This window comes from Pseudomonadota bacterium (assembly GCA_018817425.1).
GTDB lineage: Bacteria > Desulfobacterota > Desulfobacteria > Desulfobacterales > RPRI01 > RPRI01.
Genome location: JAHITX010000040.1, coordinates 39,523 through 55,100, shown reverse-complemented (window position 1 = coordinate 55,100; position 15,578 = coordinate 39,523). Strand labels below are relative to the sequence as shown.

Below are 15,578 nucleotides of genomic sequence, written 5' to 3'. Positions count from 1 at the left end.
TTATTATAAATCCTATCCTTCTTATTTCATGAATAATTTTCTCAGCTATTATCCCTGAATCTCCGTATCGAAGCAAATTGTCATACCCTATCCCGCCAGATTCAGCTTTCATTCTAAATAAATTGTTAAGAAATTCTCCGGGCTTCCCGGATACTTCTTCCAAACCTTTTTGCATAACACTTACCGAAAGAATATTATAATTAAGGCGCTTTGCTACTTGAACTGCATAATCGATTAAGCTTTCTGAAAATAAGCCTTCTTCTCCAACAACCAGGATTTTTCTGCATTCTTCCATTCTGCTGTTTTTTGAATCACTTTTTATATTCACGAATAGCTTAACCTTTTTATATAAATTTACAGATATTCAGATAAAAGCATTCTGTCTTGTTAACTTTATGTGTTTCAATTATTATGCCATATATTATAACTAACTATAACTATCTATCATAATTATATATATCATGTTATAGGCTTTGTCTCGTTTTTCGTATTTATTGCAATATGCAACATTATATTTTAGCTAAATATATTTTATAATTATTTCAGATTGTTATATCTATGTTACATTATGTGATTGGCCGTTGCTAAATGCAACGCCATCTTAACGACCGGAAACAGTTGCTATTGTCTTTATTTTTCGATAAATAAAAATGAGCTTTAATATCTAAAAAGGATGGGATTATGATTTTTACAAAAAAGCCTGAAAAACAAGCTGAAGAGAATAAAAGACCTAATCAGGAACTCTCAGACTTACGTACTTTAGTCGAAAAGGCAGGATTATCCGATTCTCTCGCCTCTGTCGCAATCAGAGAACTGGAACGCATGGAAAACATGGATATTTCAACACCGGAATACAGTATAGGCTTTAATTATATCGAATACCTCCTATCTCTGCCTTGGCATACTTTCACAGATGACAATCTTGATTTAAAAAACGCTGAAAAAATAATGGAATCCAAACATTACGGTTTGAATGCCATCAAAGAACGCGTGCTTGAATATCTTTCCGTAAGAACCCTTTTCAGTATACAGAAATTTCATATATTAGTTGTTGATGATGAGGAAATAGCAAGAAATAACCTTGAATATATATTGCGCAAAGAAGGTTATGCAATAAGTACGGCAGCAAACGGGCTTGAAGCGGTAAATATCTTAAAAGAACACCACATAGATTTGATATTAACCGATCTCAAAATGGAAAAGATGGACGGCATTCAATTGCTGGAATCTGCAAAAAAAATATCTCCCCATACCGAACTTGTTATGATAACCGGATTTGCAACCGTCAGTTCAGCTGTAAACGCATTAAAAAAAGGCGCATTCCACTATCTTCCCAAACCTATAAACTTAGATGAGCTTCGCCAAACAGTTCGACAGATTATTGATAAGAAAAAGCATATACAAATGACCCGCAGCCCGGTACTTTGTTTTGCAGGCCCTCCCGGAACCGGCAAGACTTCGGTCGGAAGATCTATTGCAGAGGCTTTAGGAAGAAAATTTGTTCGTATATCACTTGCAGGGCTAAGAGATGAAGCTGATTTACGCGGGCACCGAAGAACATATGTTGGAGCAATGCCCGGAAGAATTATTAATGAGATAAAACGCGCAGGAACATGTAATCCGGTTTTTATGCTTGATGAAATTGATAAAATCGGACAGGATTTTCATGGTGATCCGGCTTCGGTTCTCTTAGAGATTCTTGATCCTGAGCAAAACAGCAATTTCACCGACCATTATCTTGATGCACCTTTTGATCTTTCGGGTGTAATGTTTATATCAACAGCTAATATGGTTGAAAAGCTTCCTGCTCCTCTTTTAGACAGGCTGGAAGTAATTCGTTTTTCCGGTTACACGGAAAAAGAAAAAAGAAATATCGCAAAGCTTCATCTTATACCAAAGCAGATCAAAGAGCATGGTTTGGTCGGTTTTAATATTGAATTATTAGATAATGCCATATCTAAAATAGTAAATGACTACACGCAGGAAGCAGGGCTTCGTAATTTTGAGCGTGAAATTGCAACAATATTTCGTAAAATGGCAAGACTTTTTCTTCAAAACGGCAACGGACCTAATAATGCAGATTCGATAACAGTTGATGATATACTTATTGAAAAACTTCTTGGCCCCAGAAAATTCACACATGAAATTGCTGAAAGAGAAAATAAAGCCGGCATAACAACTGGTCTTGTGTGGACTGAATTCGGGGGAGAAATTATTTTCATTGAAGCAAGCCTGATGAAAGGAAACCGTCAGCTTATACTGACAGGATCAATGGGAAATGTTTTGCAGGAATCGGCGCAGACAGCATTAAGTTTTGTTAGAAGCAATGCTGAGCAGTTCGGAATAGATCCGGATTTTTTTAATGAACGCGACATTCATATTCATATTCCTTCAGGAGCAATACCAAAAGATGGACCTTCAGCAGGTATCACAATTGCCGTTGCCCTAATTTCTCTTTTAACAGGAAAACCGGCAAGAAACGATATTGCTATGACAGGTGAGATTACATTAAGCGGAAGGATATTAGGTATAAGCGGAATTCGTGAAAAAATTCTTGCCGCTCAGCGAAGCGGAATCAAAACTGTTGTTTTTCCCAAACGCAATGAAACGGATGTTACAAATCTTGAACCGGAAGCCAAAGAAGGTATAGAAATTGTGCTTGCGGAAGAAATCCCTTTTATTGTGAAATTGGTTATACAATAGCTATGTATCAAGGTTATAGCGTCTTAACTTTCTCCATAATGAAACCCTGTCTATACCCAGGATTTCAGCTGCTTTTATTTTTTTATTCTCCACCTGATCGAGTACCCATGCAATATACTCCATTTCATTTTCTTCCAGCGTAAGAAATTCTCTTTGCCGCCTGCTTTGTATCCTGAATTTAAGCTGCTGGAAATCCGGCGGAAGATGACGCATTGTAATTGTATTTCCATCCGCCATTGCCACAGCATGTTCCATGATATTCTCCAGTTCTCTGATATTACCGGGATACTCATAGCTTTCAAGAATAGCCATTACTTCATCAGAAATATTTATAATATTTTTCCCCTGGTTCTCTGAATATTTTTTTATAAAATGCATGCTCAAAACCGGAATGCTTTCTTTTCTTTCCGAAAGAGGCGGAACATGAAGTGTTATGACATTGATACGGTAAAATAAATCCTGACGGAAATTTCCTTCCTCGATCTCCAATGCAAGATTCTTATTTGTAGCAGCAATTATTCGAATATCAACAGAAATTTCATCAGTCCCCCCTACCCTGATTAATGTCCTGTCCTGCAAAACTCTTAAAAGCTTTACCTGCATCGAAAGCGGCATATCGCCTATTTCATCCAAAAAAACAGTTCCTCCTTCAGCTGCTTCCAGCAAACCTTTTTTTATTCCGCGTGCCCCTGTAAAAGCTTCTTTTTCATGCCCGAAAAGTTCATTTGCAAGAAGTTCCTCATTAAATGCCCCGCAGTTTACTGCAAGAAATCTTTTCTCACAACGGTTGCTCAGCTTGTGAATCATTTTAGCTACTAGTTCCTTACCGGTTCCGGTTTCACCGAGTATAAGAGCTGTACAATCAGTTGGAGCAATCTGTTCAACAGTTTTTTTCAGATTGTCCATTTTAGCATTATTGCCGGTAATAAAAGTAATTTCTTTTTTGCTTCCGATACGAAGTTTAAGTTCCGCAACTTCTTTTTTTAAAGATTTCTTTTCAAGCGCCTGCCTCACAAGAATACGGACTTCCTCTATTTTGACAGGCTTTGGTATATAATAAAATGCACCTCTTTGCATTGCTTCAACTGCCGTAGCAACAGTAGCGTATCCCGTTATAATAATAACTTCTGTTGCAGGATAAAGCTCTTTTGTCTTTTCAAGAACCTTAAGGCCGTCAACTACCTGCATTTTAAGATCTGTCAGCACAAGATCAAATTCCGCTTTTTCAAGCTCTTTTAAGGCTGCAATTCCGTTTTCAACCGGCACGGTTTCATATCCTTCTTTATTAAGGACATGATCCAGATTCTCTCTTGCAATCTGTTCATCATCTACAATTAATATCCGGGCGGTTTTAGCCGTCATTATAGTCTCCTTCATGCCCGTTGTTTATGAAGTGGAAGATGAATTATAAATCTTGTGCCCTCGCCTACCTTGCTCTCAACCGAAATGGAACCTTTATGCTGTTGCACAATTCCGTATACTATCGAAAGTCCAAGGCCGGTTCCCATACCAACTTCTTTTGTAGTAAAAAAAGGATCGAAAATCATATCGAAATTATCTTCAGGTATGCCGACGCCCGTATCCTCAAAATTTATCACAGCCATTCCGACAGCATGATCCGGCTTTGCCGATATTTTTATAAGACCTGATGTGCTTTCAATAGCCTGAACAGCATTTATGATTAAATTCAGAAATACTTCCTGAATTCGCTGCATATCTATATCAAGCACCAAATCTTTAGGTATATCCTTTTGTATTTCGATTCCGGAAGGCACCTGGCTTGAAACAAGCCTGATTGAACGCTCTGCCACTTCATCAAGAGAAACCGGAGCCAGAGCAAAATCTCTGTCACGGGAAAATTCCAAAAGCCCTTTCACGGTATCTCTTGCCCTGTTTACTTCCTGTTCAATATTTAAAAGCATTCTGTGCATAAACTCGGGTTCAGCATCACGGCCTTCTTCCAAAAGTATCTGGCAGGAAGTTGAAATATTGTTTAGTGGATTGTTAAGCTGATGGGCAACACCTGAAGTAAGAATCCCTATTGATGACAATTTTTTTGTTTGAACCAGTTGTTCCTGGCGTTTTTCAAGTTCTGCAACCATGCGGTTGAATGCTTCAACTACACGCTGTGTTTCATCCCTTGTATTTTGAACCGGAATAAAAGAAAAATTCCCGTTTGCTATCTGGACCGTTGTTTTTTCAATTATCCTCAAAGGCTTTATTATCTTTCTTGCCATCATCGGTATTAAAAACATACCCATTGATAAAAATAATGTAACATTAATGATGATATGTTTTTTAAGTTGCCCGATTATAGCAAGAATCCTTTCCCTTTCAAAACTGACAAGGGCTATTGACCTGTCTACAAGATTTTTCCCTTCCGCCCGCAGCCTGTCTTCCAGATCATTTTCACAGTCTTTCCTTCCCCCTACTACACAAACAGCCATCTGATCCATCAGCTTTTCATACTCTATTAATCCCTTTTCAATCAATCCGATCTGAGGCGCACCTTTCTTTTTTTTCATATCAGCGGAAATGTTTGAAAGAACTTCAAGGCCCTTTTTAATATAACTCCTATTCTCTGACAGGTCGTCCTGTGAACCATATAAAAGAAAGTTTTTTTCATACCGCCTTATCTCAAGTACTATATTGCTGAGATCATCGGCAACTTCAACAAGGTGCTGTTTCTGTTCTATCTGATGCAAAAACCGGTATGAATTTCCCCCGACAAAACCTATTACAAGAAGACATATTGTAAGACCAACGATTATTTTTTTGCGTATGTTTAAGGAGAAGCTTTTGACTCTAAACAATTTATCACCTCATATAGGTCTCCAAGTGTTGAAACCTACAGCATCATATCCTCCGTTTTAGACGTGCAATAAAAAAGCCATCCATATTATTAATATGAGGGTATGTTTTGATAAATCCTTCACTGTTTACAAAAGGCTCAAAAATCTTTGAGAAACAACGTATGTCATCAATTATAAAATCTGGATGTTTTAATAAGAATTTACTTATTACTTCTTCGTTCTCTTCCGGTTCGGTGCTGCACACTGCATACACTATAATTCCCCCCGGTTTCAGAACCATTGAAAGATTGTCTAAATAAAGAAATTGCCTTTTTTGATAAAATAACAGTTTTTCTTCGGTCAGTTTCCATTTAATATCAGGATTCCTGCGTATAACGCCCATACTTGAACAGGGAGCATCAATTAGAATCCGGTCAAACTTTCCGGAATAGTTTTTAAGAAAAACAGGATCACCAAGATCTCCCATGGATGTTTTAACATTTGTTATGCCAAGTCTTTCCATATCAAGGTTTAGCTTAAGCAATTTTTCTTTCTCGTAATCTATTGCTGTAATACTGCCTTTGTTTTTCATTAACTGACCGATATGTCCTGTTTTCCCTCCAAGTCCGGCGCAGGCATCCATTATGGTTTCCCCTGGTTCCGGATCCAAAAGCAAAGCTACAAGCTGGGCGGCTTCATCCTGTACCTGAAACCATCCTTTTTGAAAGGCTTCCATTTCGGAAATAGGCTTCTTTGGGCGCAAAAAAGAGACTCCGTTGGGCGAACAAACTGTCCGGCTGACATCCTGGACTTCTGATTCAATACAATCAATAAGCTCATTGCGGTTTGTTTTAAGTATGTTTACCCGTATTGTGATAGGAGGAATGTTGTTAATGGCATCGCACAGATCAATAGCCGATTTTTTCCCTAGGAGTCCGATCCATCTTTTTATCATCCATTCAGGAAAAGATTTATTTACAGAAATGGCATATTCGGGCTTATTATTTATATCAGGAAAACAAAGAGATTTATATTCTCGTCCGGTTCTTCTTAATACAGCATTCACATATCCTGAACTTTTAATTCCTGCTACATGTTTTGCAATTTCAACGGAAGTATTAACTGCCGCAGAAATGGGAATCCTGTTTAGATGTATAATTTGAAATAGTCCAAGGCGAAGAATATTTAAAATTTCAGCATTGGTTTTTTCCAAAGGCTGTTTGGAAAATTGTTGTATTATCCAGTCTAACCGGCTACGCCATCTTAGTACTCCATAAACAAGGGCATTAAATAAAGCCTTTTCCCTTTTAGGGAGATCATATTTTCTTTGGAATTCTTCGAGGAGGTTATCAAGAGTATACTTTTTCTTATCTATCTTGTTCAATAAATGAAGAGCCAAAGTTCGGGTATCGTTTGCAAAAAGCGAATCATTATTGCCATTTATCTGGGATTTATTCATTTTTCATAGTTCATATTTTCTATTTATACCAAAACAGTTCCTTGTGTAATATTATTGCAGCCGCATAAATAATTTTTTATATCTTGACGCTTTCCGGATTCTTCCTGAATATCCTTTATTGACAAAATGCCATCACCTGTTGCAACAAAAAGATGATCCCTTGTCTCGCCGACTATCGTTCCGGGAACCTGTTTTACACTGCCTGGAATAACATCTGCATCAAAGATCTTGAGCCGTTTATCCCCATGCATGGTAAAAGCGCCAGGCCACGGGTTTATACCCCGAATGAAAGCTTCAATTTCTTTTGCTGTTTTTGACCAGTTTATACGGCCGTCTATTTTCTTAAGCAAAGGTGCATAAGTGGCAAGAGAATGATCCTGAGGCACCGGATTTATGGTGTTTGCTTTAATTCCGGATAGAGTCTTTATTAAAAGATCGGAAGCTACAATTGCCATGCGGTCATGAAGTGAAGAAGAAGTATCTTTAGAAGAAATTATAACTTCGGTAGACAATAAAATATCACCGGTATCAAGCCCCTCATCCATAAGCATAGCCGTTATGCCGGTTTTTTTTTCTCTGTTTATCACCGCCCACTGAATGGGAGCAGGCCCGCGGTATTTTGGAAGCAAAGAAGCATGGAGGTTAATTGCGCCTTTTTTTGATATATCAAGGATGTTTTTCGGTAGTATATGGCCAAAAGCTATTACTACAAACAAATCCGGACAAAGCGAAGAGATCATGTCGGAAAATTCAGATGTTTTAATGGATAAGGGTTGAGCGATACTGTAACCTAACTCAAGTGCAGTTTCTTTAACCGGAGTAAATACCAGTTTTCTGCCTCTTCCTTTGGGACGATCCGGTTGTGTTACAACAAGCACAACTTCATAACCGGTATTATGCAAAGCTTTTAAAGACGGCACAGCAAAGTCCGGAGTACCCATAAATATTATTCGTTGCTTATTCATTTTGTTTCAAAAGCTTCTTAACGCGCCTTTTATAAAGTTCCCGCTTTAATGCGCTGATCCTGTCTATAAACAAAACTCCATTCAAATGATCTATCTCATGCTGTAAAACAATGGCAAGATGATCATTTGCTTCTATTCTTAATGGATTTCCTTCCCTGTCTAGAGCTTCAACAATTACTGAATCTGCTCTTTTCACATCCGATCTTAAATCGGGAACACTTAAGCAACCTTCGCTTTGCGAAAGAGTTTCTCCCTCGGTTTCAATGATTACAGGATTTAAAAGCACTTGTATCGATTTTGGTTTTTCTTCCTGATCTATATCATAAACTATTATACTTTTATCGCATCCGATCTGGATTGATGCAAGCCCGATGCCTGGGGCCCTGTACATAGTCTCTATCATATCATCTATAATTTTTTGAAGAGCACCGTTAATATCCGTTACCGGCTTTGCGGCATTTTTCAAAAACCTGTCAGGATATGTAAGTATATCAAGTAATGCCATTTGTTAACCTTCTTGTTTTATAGATGCAGCCTTTCTTATTGTTATACCTGTTATCATTGCAGACACAAGACCCATTATTACTACCGGAATAATTTGTATAAAATGATTTATTAAAGTATAACCTGCGGCATCCTTTGCAGATACCCCGAAAAGGGCCATAGAAAATATACCACCTGCTTCCCAAAGCCCCCAGTATCCAGGAACTGAAGGAAGGGCTATGAAAAAACAAACAATAATCATTACTGCTGTAAATTCCATAAAAGATATATCAATTCGTGGACAACCAAACGACAGCAGGTAATATGAAACAGCGCAAAGAAACCAGATAATCATTGTATAAAAAATACAAATCAAAATGATCTTTGGACTCTTTATAAGTAAAAAACCGTCTGAAAAATTTTTAAGGATTTTTTGTGCCGGAATACAAAACCTGTCTTCAATTTTTTTTTTAAAAGCTGCCCCGGCCAGGAAAAAAACAACAGGCAGTTTAGATATCAAATAGTCTATGATCCTTCTTGTTTTATCAAATAATAATAAAAATATACCCAAAATAATCATTACGCCCATTACAATAATATTTCTTCCTGCTGATGTAAGAACATCTTTATTTAAATGGTAGCCTCCAAAATCAATAACCAAATCAGGTTTTATTGTAATATTTGCCATTATAAGCAAAAAAATTAGAAACATAAAAATAACATCAAACAAACGATCGACAGCTACTGTAGCCAACCCTGTTGAAAAAGGCAGCTTTTCATTCTTTAATAGTATGGCAGGTCTTGCAGCTTCCCCTACCCTGCCTGGTAATATACAGTTTATCATAAAACTTATCATAACAGGATGAAAAGACTGAACAAAGCTTATTTTTCGGACTGGTTTCAGTATTGCCTGCCATCTTAAAGCTCTGAAAATAAAAGTTGATAATCCTACCAAACCCGCCGGGATTGCCCATAAATAGTTTATGGATGTAATATATTGCAATAAATCATCAACAGGAATATTTCGGAATGAAATATAAATTGCTGCAACAGATATTGCTGTCCCGATAACAAACGAAATTGTTTTGTTTTTGTTCATTTGATTGAAGCTACAATGAAAGTATGCTGCGTGCTTTATCTATATCTTTTTTTATTTGTTCCGAAAGTTCCGAAATGCCGGAAAACTTCAACTCATCTCTGATTCTTTCAACAAAATTTATTCTGATGTTCTTGCCATATATATTTTCATTAAATTCAAGCATATGAACTTCGATAGTGAAAATATGATCATCAAATGTGGGACTGTAACCAATGTTTGCTACGCCTTTATACTTTAATCCATTATATTCAACAGTTACGGCATAAACTCCTTTTTGGGGACATAACTCATCTACTATCTGTAAATTTGCAGTAGGAAAACCAAGAAGTTTGCCTCCCCTGTCACGGCCTGTGGCAACTATCCCCCTTACCTGGTAATATCTGCCAAGAAGCTGTTGTGCTTCTGCCACATTGCCATCTTCTACAAGGTTGCGAATTTTTGTGCTGCTGATTCGTCCGGGCATTGTATTTGTAACCGATACCCAGTCAGCCACAATAACTTCAAAGCCATATTCCTTAGAGCAAGCTTTTAAAAATTCGGTATTTCCTTCCCGATTTTTACCGAAAGCATAATCGTTTCCAACAACAATAGCTTTCATTCCTACCTTATTAATAAGCAAATCCCTTACAAATTCCAATGCCGGTAATTGAGCAAATTTTGGAGTAAAAGGAATACATATCAAGACATCCAGCCCTGTTTTTTCAATAAGTTCAATTTTCTGCTCATGAATTGTAATAAGCGGAAGTCGCCCGTTTTGTCTTAAAATCTTAATCGGGTGCGGATTAAAGGTGATAGCTACTGATGTTCCGTTTATAGCATCTGCTTTTTCAATAACTGCATGGAAAAGTGCCTGGTGACCTATATGTACTCCATCAAAATTTCCTATAGTTACTACGGCATTTTTAAATGGATTTTTAATTGAATCAATGTTATTTATAACTTTCATTATATGTTAAGACCCCAATAATAAACTTGACAAAATACTTAAAAGAAATTAATTACCTTAACCTTGAATTTAAAGCAATGTTTTATTTGTGCCGAAGTGGCGGAACTGGTAGACGCGCTAGGTTCAGGGTCTAGTGGAGGATTCTCCATCGGGGTTCAAGTCCCCGCTTCGGCACCACACAACTATAATCATATTACTGAAATATGACCCGTACCATTGAACCTTTTTCAAGCCCTTCAGTGTTTACACCGATTTTTATGAACCCATCTGCTTTGACCATAGTATTTATCAGACCGGATTTTCCCAAAACAGGTTCTGCCAATACGATACCTTCTTCTTCAGTCAGTCGAACCCTGATATAATCGGTTCTTCCCTGGGCTGAAGCAATATTTCTTGTAAGTTGTGCAGAAATAGAGGGAATGTTAGGTTGCAAATTATTCCCGCTAATCTTTTCAATAAAGGGCTTAACTACTGCGGTAAAAACAACCATAGCGGAAACCACATGTCCGGGAATACCCCATATTGCCTTTTTGCCTGACCTTGCAAGAATTGTCGGTTTACCGGGACTGATAGAAATACCATGAACAATTATCTCGGAATCCGGAAGATTAGATAACACCTCAATTGTAAAATCGCGGGCACCTACAGAACTTCCTCCGGAAATCAGAACCATATCAGACTCCAAAAGAGCTTTTTTGCATATATCCAAAAGATTATTATAATTATCTTTAACTATTCCAAAAGTTAAAGGAATCCCTCCAGCTTCCGCAACCTGGTCTGAAAGAGTATATGAATTTATATCTCTTATTTGCCCAAAACGAGGAATCTTTGAAACTGGCACTACCTCGTCCCCGGTTGAAATTATACTGATTACAGGCTTTTTATAAACTTTTACTTTTTCTATTCCGAAAGCGGCAAGCAATCCGGTTTCCTGCGGTCTAATTCTTCTGCCCTTTGCAAGCATCACATTTCCTTTAAGAAAATCCTCTCCTTTTTCGATTATATTATGCCCGGGTGCGATGCTTTTATATATTTCTATTGTTTTTTCATCCAATATTTCCGTATGTTCAATCATAACAACGCTGTCAGCACCATTTGGAAGCATTCCGCCTGTTGATATTCTGGCAGCTTCCCCCTGCATAACCGAAAATGAAGGGGTTTCGCCCATTGCTATTTGCCCTGCAACATTCAGATATGCCGGATTTTCCTCTGATGCGCCAAATGTCGAAGAAGCACAGACAGCATAGCCATCCATAGTTGAACGAAGAAAAGGAGGAAGATCGGCATCTGCAATAATATTTTCTGCAAGAATCCGCCAATGTGTGTTTTTTAGAGAAATTTCCTCTGTTTCAACAGTTTCAAACAAAGAAATATATTCAAAAACTTTATCCAGATCTATAACTTTAAAAAAATCTTTCATTAACAATCCTGTGTTTAACAATTTGTTTTTATTTTTTATTTGAATCTTTCATCAAATATTTTGTTTTACTAACAATATCGATAGCTTTATTAAATGTCAAAAGAATAGATTGCAGAGATCAAAAACTTGTAATAATAAGATAACAGTGTATAATTTACTATATTAAAACAAACTTTATTATATTCTTGATAATATGCCGAGGGAAATAATGCCGGATGAGGATGAGCTTTTGGAAACTTCGGTTCCAAAGCGTGCTGAAAAACCAAACTTTCTTACAAATACCAACTTCGATGAGTTCAAAATCCCATCAAATGTATTAATGGGATTAAAGAGTGCAGGCTTTACTCTTTGCACTCCCATACAAGCCAGAGTACTTCCGCTATCACTTGAAGGACATGATGTAGCAGGGCAAGCCCAGACGGGTACAGGAAAAACAGCAGCCTTTCTTACGACCATTGCTTCACGTCTTCTTTTACTTGAAAACAAAATGCCCGGTTTGCCGTCTGCTCTTATCGTAACGCCAACAAGAGAACTGGCTCAGCAAATATATGATGAGGCAGTTATTCTTTTTAAGCATACTGAATTAACGCTTATGCAGGTAATAGGGGGAATTGACTATCAGAAGCAGGCTGATACTCTCAAAAAAGGAGTAGATGTTGTAATATGTACTCCTGGCAGAATTATTGATTATTTTAAACAGGGCATATTTAAGACAGAAGGGATAAAGATCGTTGTAATAGATGAAGCCGATCGCCTTCTTGATCTTGGTTTTGCAAAGGATATGCGATATATTCTGCAAAAACTTCCCAATTATTCAAAAAGACAATCCATGCTTTTTTCAGCCACCCTTTCTCACAGAGTCCTGGAATTAACTTATGAATACATGAATCTGCCCGAATTTATTTCTGTTACTCCGGAAGATGTGGTCGTTGATGGTATAAATCAGATTCTTTTTCACGTTTCCAAAGAAAGCAAACTATCTCTTCTATTGGGGCTTCTTAAGCGTGAAAAATGGGAAAGAATTCTGGTTTTTGTGAATACAAAATCAGGTGTGGAGTGGCTGGCCAGAAAGCTTAAAGGAAACGGATATCCGGCAGAAGGAATAACAGGAGATCTGCCTCAGACAAAACGCTTTAGTTTGATGGAAAGATATAAAAAAGGCAATATAAAGATTCTTGTTGCAACCGATGTTGCATCCCGAGGTATACATGTGGAAGATATATCGCATGTATTTAATTACGATCTTCCTCATGATGGAGAGATATATGTTCATAGGATTGGCCGAACCGCCAGAGCTGGAAAAGAGGGAATCGCAATTTCTTTATCATGCGATGAATTTGTCTTAAATCTGGAAAATATTGAAAACAAAATCGGTTATAAAATCCCTGTGGTTTGGGCTGATGATGATTGGTATCTTGAAGATAAATGCAAGACTGATTTTATCAAAAAGCGGTATGGAGATAAAAAGAAAAAAAGCCCCGAGAAAGAAGTTGCAAAAACAAAAAGAATTCAACCAATAAAAACGAAAGAAAAAATTAAAAAGGATTATTTCCCAGGAACTTTTTTCGGGTTTACTCCTCCTGTGCCAGAGCAACAAGAAACAACCGTATTGGAAGATAAACAACAGCAAACAGTACAGCCCCCAAAAAAGCACCGATACAGAAAAAAAAGTCATTTAAAAACCTCTGAAATAGCTGAAGACAAAGAAACTTAAATATAGAATACAGGCTATCAGATAGTAAAGCGCAAATCATATCGCAAATAATAACTTACAATTTTACTATTCTATAATAGATGATCATAATGGGCTATGTTTTTAATTTCAAAGATACCATTGAATACAAAAATTGGTTTGAGAAACCTCATAACAGATCTGTTTACTCCCTTGAAAAAAAACTCATGATAGATATGCTAAAACCTGCAAAGGGTGAAACTCTTCTTGATATAGGTTGCGGAACCGGTGAAAGCATTTCTCCCTATATTGAAAAGGGGCTTTGTGTAACAGGTATCGATCCCTCAAAATATATGTTGGATTGTGCTATAAAAAAAATCGGGAACCAGGCAGAGTTTCGCCTATGTTTTGCAGAAGATCTTCCATTTGATGATAATTCCTTTAATTATGCTTCTTTTTTTACTACACTGGAATTTATTGATGACCCCAAAAAAGCACTGGAAGAAGCTTGCAGAGTGGCAAAAGACAAACTATTTGTCGGTATTCTAAATAGTTTGTCTTTTGATGTTTTTGGTATTCGTATCAAAAATTATTTTTCTAAAACAGTGTACAGGCATGCAAAGTTTTTCAATATCCTGGAAATTAAATATATGATAAAGGAGCTATTGGGAGATGTTCCGATATCATGGGGAACAGTATATGGGTTTACTTTTAAGTCCGGTATAATTACCAACAAATTTGAAAAACCCGACTTTATAAAAAAATACCCTTTTGGGCCATTTGTTGGGATTGTTGTTACTCTGATTCCGCGATTCAGAACAAAACCTCTTGCAATTAAATATACGGGTAAACAAACCACTGGTGCAATCAGCGGAAAGCCTGTACTTGGAGAATCGATAGGTGGAAGCTCTTCTTTACGAAAAACTTCAAAATAATAAAATAGAATGCGCCCTTTGCAACCATAGATGTGTTATCGGTAACGGAAAAAGAGGAATCTGCGGGGTCAGGGAAAACAAAGACGGGCTGCTTGAAACACTGGTTTACAGCAAACTTATTGCATCCCATATTGATCCGATAGAAAAAAAACCTCTTTTCCATTTTTTGCCAAAAAGTCTTACATATTCAGTTGCAACTGTGGGTTGCAATTTTAAATGCCTTTTCTGCCAGAACTCTGATATTTCCCAGATGCCTTCAGATTATAATGGTTTAATAGCAGGAGACTCTTTTACACCCCAAGATGTTGTTGCTTCGGCTATAAAAGGAAAATGCAGCAGTATTTCCTATACCTATACGGAACCAACTGTTTTTTTTGAATTTGCCCGTGACACTGCAATACTTGCGCTAAACAATGGCTTAAAAAATATTTTTGTAACAAACGGCTACATGACAAAAGAAGCTCTTTCCATGATACACCCAAATGTCGATGCTGCAAATGTTGATTTAAAATCATTTAATGAAGATTTTTACAAAAAATATTGCGGCGCAAAACTTGAACATGTCAAAAACACTTTAATGGAAATGAAATCCCTTGGCATATGGATAGAAGTTACAACTCTTATCATTCCGGGATTAAATGACAGCATAAAAGAGTTCGAAAAGCTGGCCAATTTTCTTGTTGAATCCATCGGGCCTGAAACTCCATGGCATATAAGCAGGTTTCATCCAACATATAAACTCTTAGACCTCAAGCCCACTCCTCTTGAAACTCTGCTTTTGGCAAGACAAACAGGCATAAAGTGCGGCCTTAAATATGTTTATATCGGAAATGTTCCTGGTGAAAATGGAGAAAGCACTTTCTGTTATAATTGCAAAAAAATTCTTATCGAGCGGCTTGGATTTTTTGTGAAAAAAAATATTATCAAAAACAGCAAGTGCCCTTACTGCGGAGTTCATATAAGTGGTGTGTGGTAATGTTTGCAAAAAAAAGAAGTATTTTAGTAACATCCGTATAAATATATTATTGAGCCTGCAAACAAAACAACCGTGTGTGGAATAAGGCTCACTTATTTATTTTAGAATATCATAAATTATTTGGAGAT

Annotated in this window: 12 protein-coding genes and 1 tRNA gene; 5 read left to right on the top strand and 8 right to left on the bottom strand. The window is 37.1% G+C overall.

Annotated elements, in window-relative coordinates; genetic code table 11:
* The first annotated feature begins 681 nt into the window (after positions 1-681).
* On the top strand, positions 682-2,703 hold the full coding sequence (gene lon / locus KKC46_08265) for an endopeptidase La (GenBank protein ID MBU1053810.1): 2,022 nt from the start codon (positions 682-684) through the stop codon (positions 2,701-2,703).
* On the opposite strand, the gene KKC46_08260 is transcribed toward lon, so the two are convergent.
* From KKC46_08260 to KKC46_08230, 7 genes are read right to left on the bottom strand one after another with little or no spacing between them, the layout of a single operon-like run.
* On the bottom strand, positions 2,704-4,065 hold the full coding sequence (locus KKC46_08260; GenBank protein MBU1053809.1) for a sigma-54 dependent transcriptional regulator: 1,362 nt from the start codon (positions 4,063-4,065) through the stop codon (positions 2,704-2,706). It abuts the gene before it with no gap.
* A gap of 11 nt (positions 4,066-4,076) precedes the next feature.
* Positions 4,077-5,516, bottom strand: coding sequence for a HAMP domain-containing histidine kinase (locus KKC46_08255; GenBank protein ID MBU1053808.1), 1,440 nt, complete (start codon positions 5,514-5,516; stop codon positions 4,077-4,079).
* A gap of 43 nt (positions 5,517-5,559) precedes the next feature.
* On the bottom strand, positions 5,560-6,954 hold the full coding sequence (gene rsmB / locus KKC46_08250; protein ID MBU1053807.1) for a 16S rRNA (cytosine(967)-C(5))-methyltransferase RsmB: 1,395 nt from the start codon (positions 6,952-6,954) through the stop codon (positions 5,560-5,562).
* A 23-nt stretch (positions 6,955-6,977) separates the two neighbouring features.
* Positions 6,978-7,919, bottom strand: coding sequence for a methionyl-tRNA formyltransferase (gene fmt, locus KKC46_08245; protein ID MBU1053806.1), 942 nt, complete (start codon positions 7,917-7,919; stop codon positions 6,978-6,980).
* The gene (gene def / locus KKC46_08240) at positions 7,912-8,424 is read right to left on the bottom strand and encodes a peptide deformylase (GenBank protein MBU1053805.1); all 513 of its coding nucleotides are present in this window, start codon (positions 8,422-8,424) and stop codon (positions 7,912-7,914) included. The genes fmt and def overlap by 8 nt, the downstream gene beginning before the upstream one ends.
* 3 nt (positions 8,425-8,427) lie before the next feature.
* Positions 8,428-9,501, bottom strand: coding sequence for a flippase-like domain-containing protein (locus KKC46_08235; protein ID MBU1053804.1), 1,074 nt, complete (start codon positions 9,499-9,501; stop codon positions 8,428-8,430).
* A 10-nt stretch (positions 9,502-9,511) separates the two neighbouring features.
* Positions 9,512-10,447, bottom strand: a complete 936-nt coding sequence (locus KKC46_08230; GenBank protein ID MBU1053803.1) for a bifunctional riboflavin kinase/FAD synthetase — start codon at positions 10,445-10,447, stop codon at positions 9,512-9,514.
* A gap of 90 nt (positions 10,448-10,537) precedes the next feature.
* Here KKC46_08230 and KKC46_08225 point away from each other — a divergent pair.
* Positions 10,538-10,624, top strand: a tRNA-Leu gene (locus tag KKC46_08225).
* Between the two features lie 16 nt (positions 10,625-10,640).
* Here KKC46_08225 and KKC46_08220 read toward each other — a convergent pair.
* A complete protein-coding gene (locus KKC46_08220; GenBank protein MBU1053802.1) occupies positions 10,641-11,867 on the bottom strand; it encodes a molybdopterin molybdotransferase MoeA in 1,227 nt (408 codons plus the stop codon).
* A 208-nt stretch (positions 11,868-12,075) separates the two neighbouring features.
* On the opposite strand from KKC46_08220, the gene KKC46_08215 reads away from it, so the two are divergent.
* The 3 genes from KKC46_08215 to amrS all read left to right on the top strand — a co-directional run bounded on the left by KKC46_08215 (position 12,076) and on the right by amrS (position 15,450).
* Positions 12,076-13,581 (top strand): DEAD/DEAH box helicase, encoded by a 1,506-nt coding sequence (locus tag KKC46_08215; GenBank protein ID MBU1053801.1) that lies wholly within the window; start codon positions 12,076-12,078, stop codon positions 13,579-13,581.
* Positions 13,582-13,670: 89 nt separating this feature from the next.
* On the top strand, positions 13,671-14,474 hold the full coding sequence (locus tag KKC46_08210) for a class I SAM-dependent methyltransferase (protein MBU1053800.1): 804 nt from the start codon (positions 13,671-13,673) through the stop codon (positions 14,472-14,474).
* Positions 14,440-15,450 carry an AmmeMemoRadiSam system radical SAM enzyme gene (gene amrS, locus KKC46_08205; protein ID MBU1053799.1) on the top strand — a complete coding sequence of 337 codons (1,011 nt, stop codon included), beginning with the start codon at positions 14,440-14,442 and terminating at the stop codon, positions 15,448-15,450. Before KKC46_08210 ends, amrS begins: the two co-directional genes overlap by 35 nt.
* Positions 15,451-15,578 lie beyond the last annotated feature (128 nt).

What these genes read in the sequence shown, in the direction of transcription:
- lon (MBU1053810.1), top strand. Translation starts at nt 682, where the DNA reads ATGATTTTTACAAAAAAGCCTGAAAAACAAGCTGAAGAGAATAAAAGA.
- KKC46_08260 (MBU1053809.1), bottom strand. Translation starts at nt 4,065, where the DNA reads ATGACGGCTAAAACCGCCCGGATATTAATTGTAGATGATGAACAGATT.
- rsmB (MBU1053807.1), bottom strand. Translation starts at nt 6,954, where the DNA reads ATGAATAAATCCCAGATAAATGGCAATAATGATTCGCTTTTTGCAAAC.
- fmt (MBU1053806.1), bottom strand. Translation starts at nt 7,919, where the DNA reads ATGAATAAGCAACGAATAATATTTATGGGTACTCCGGACTTTGCTGTG.
- def (MBU1053805.1), bottom strand. Translation starts at nt 8,424, where the DNA reads ATGGCATTACTTGATATACTTACATATCCTGACAGGTTTTTGAAAAAT.
- KKC46_08235 (MBU1053804.1), bottom strand. Translation starts at nt 9,501, where the DNA reads ATGAACAAAAACAAAACAATTTCGTTTGTTATCGGGACAGCAATATCT.
- KKC46_08230 (MBU1053803.1), bottom strand. Translation starts at nt 10,447, where the DNA reads ATGAAAGTTATAAATAACATTGATTCAATTAAAAATCCATTTAAAAAT.
- KKC46_08220 (MBU1053802.1), bottom strand. Translation starts at nt 11,867, where the DNA reads ATGAAAGATTTTTTTAAAGTTATAGATCTGGATAAAGTTTTTGAATAT.
- KKC46_08215 (MBU1053801.1), top strand. Translation starts at nt 12,076, where the DNA reads ATGCCGGATGAGGATGAGCTTTTGGAAACTTCGGTTCCAAAGCGTGCT.
- KKC46_08210 (MBU1053800.1), top strand. Translation starts at nt 13,671, where the DNA reads ATGGGCTATGTTTTTAATTTCAAAGATACCATTGAATACAAAAATTGG.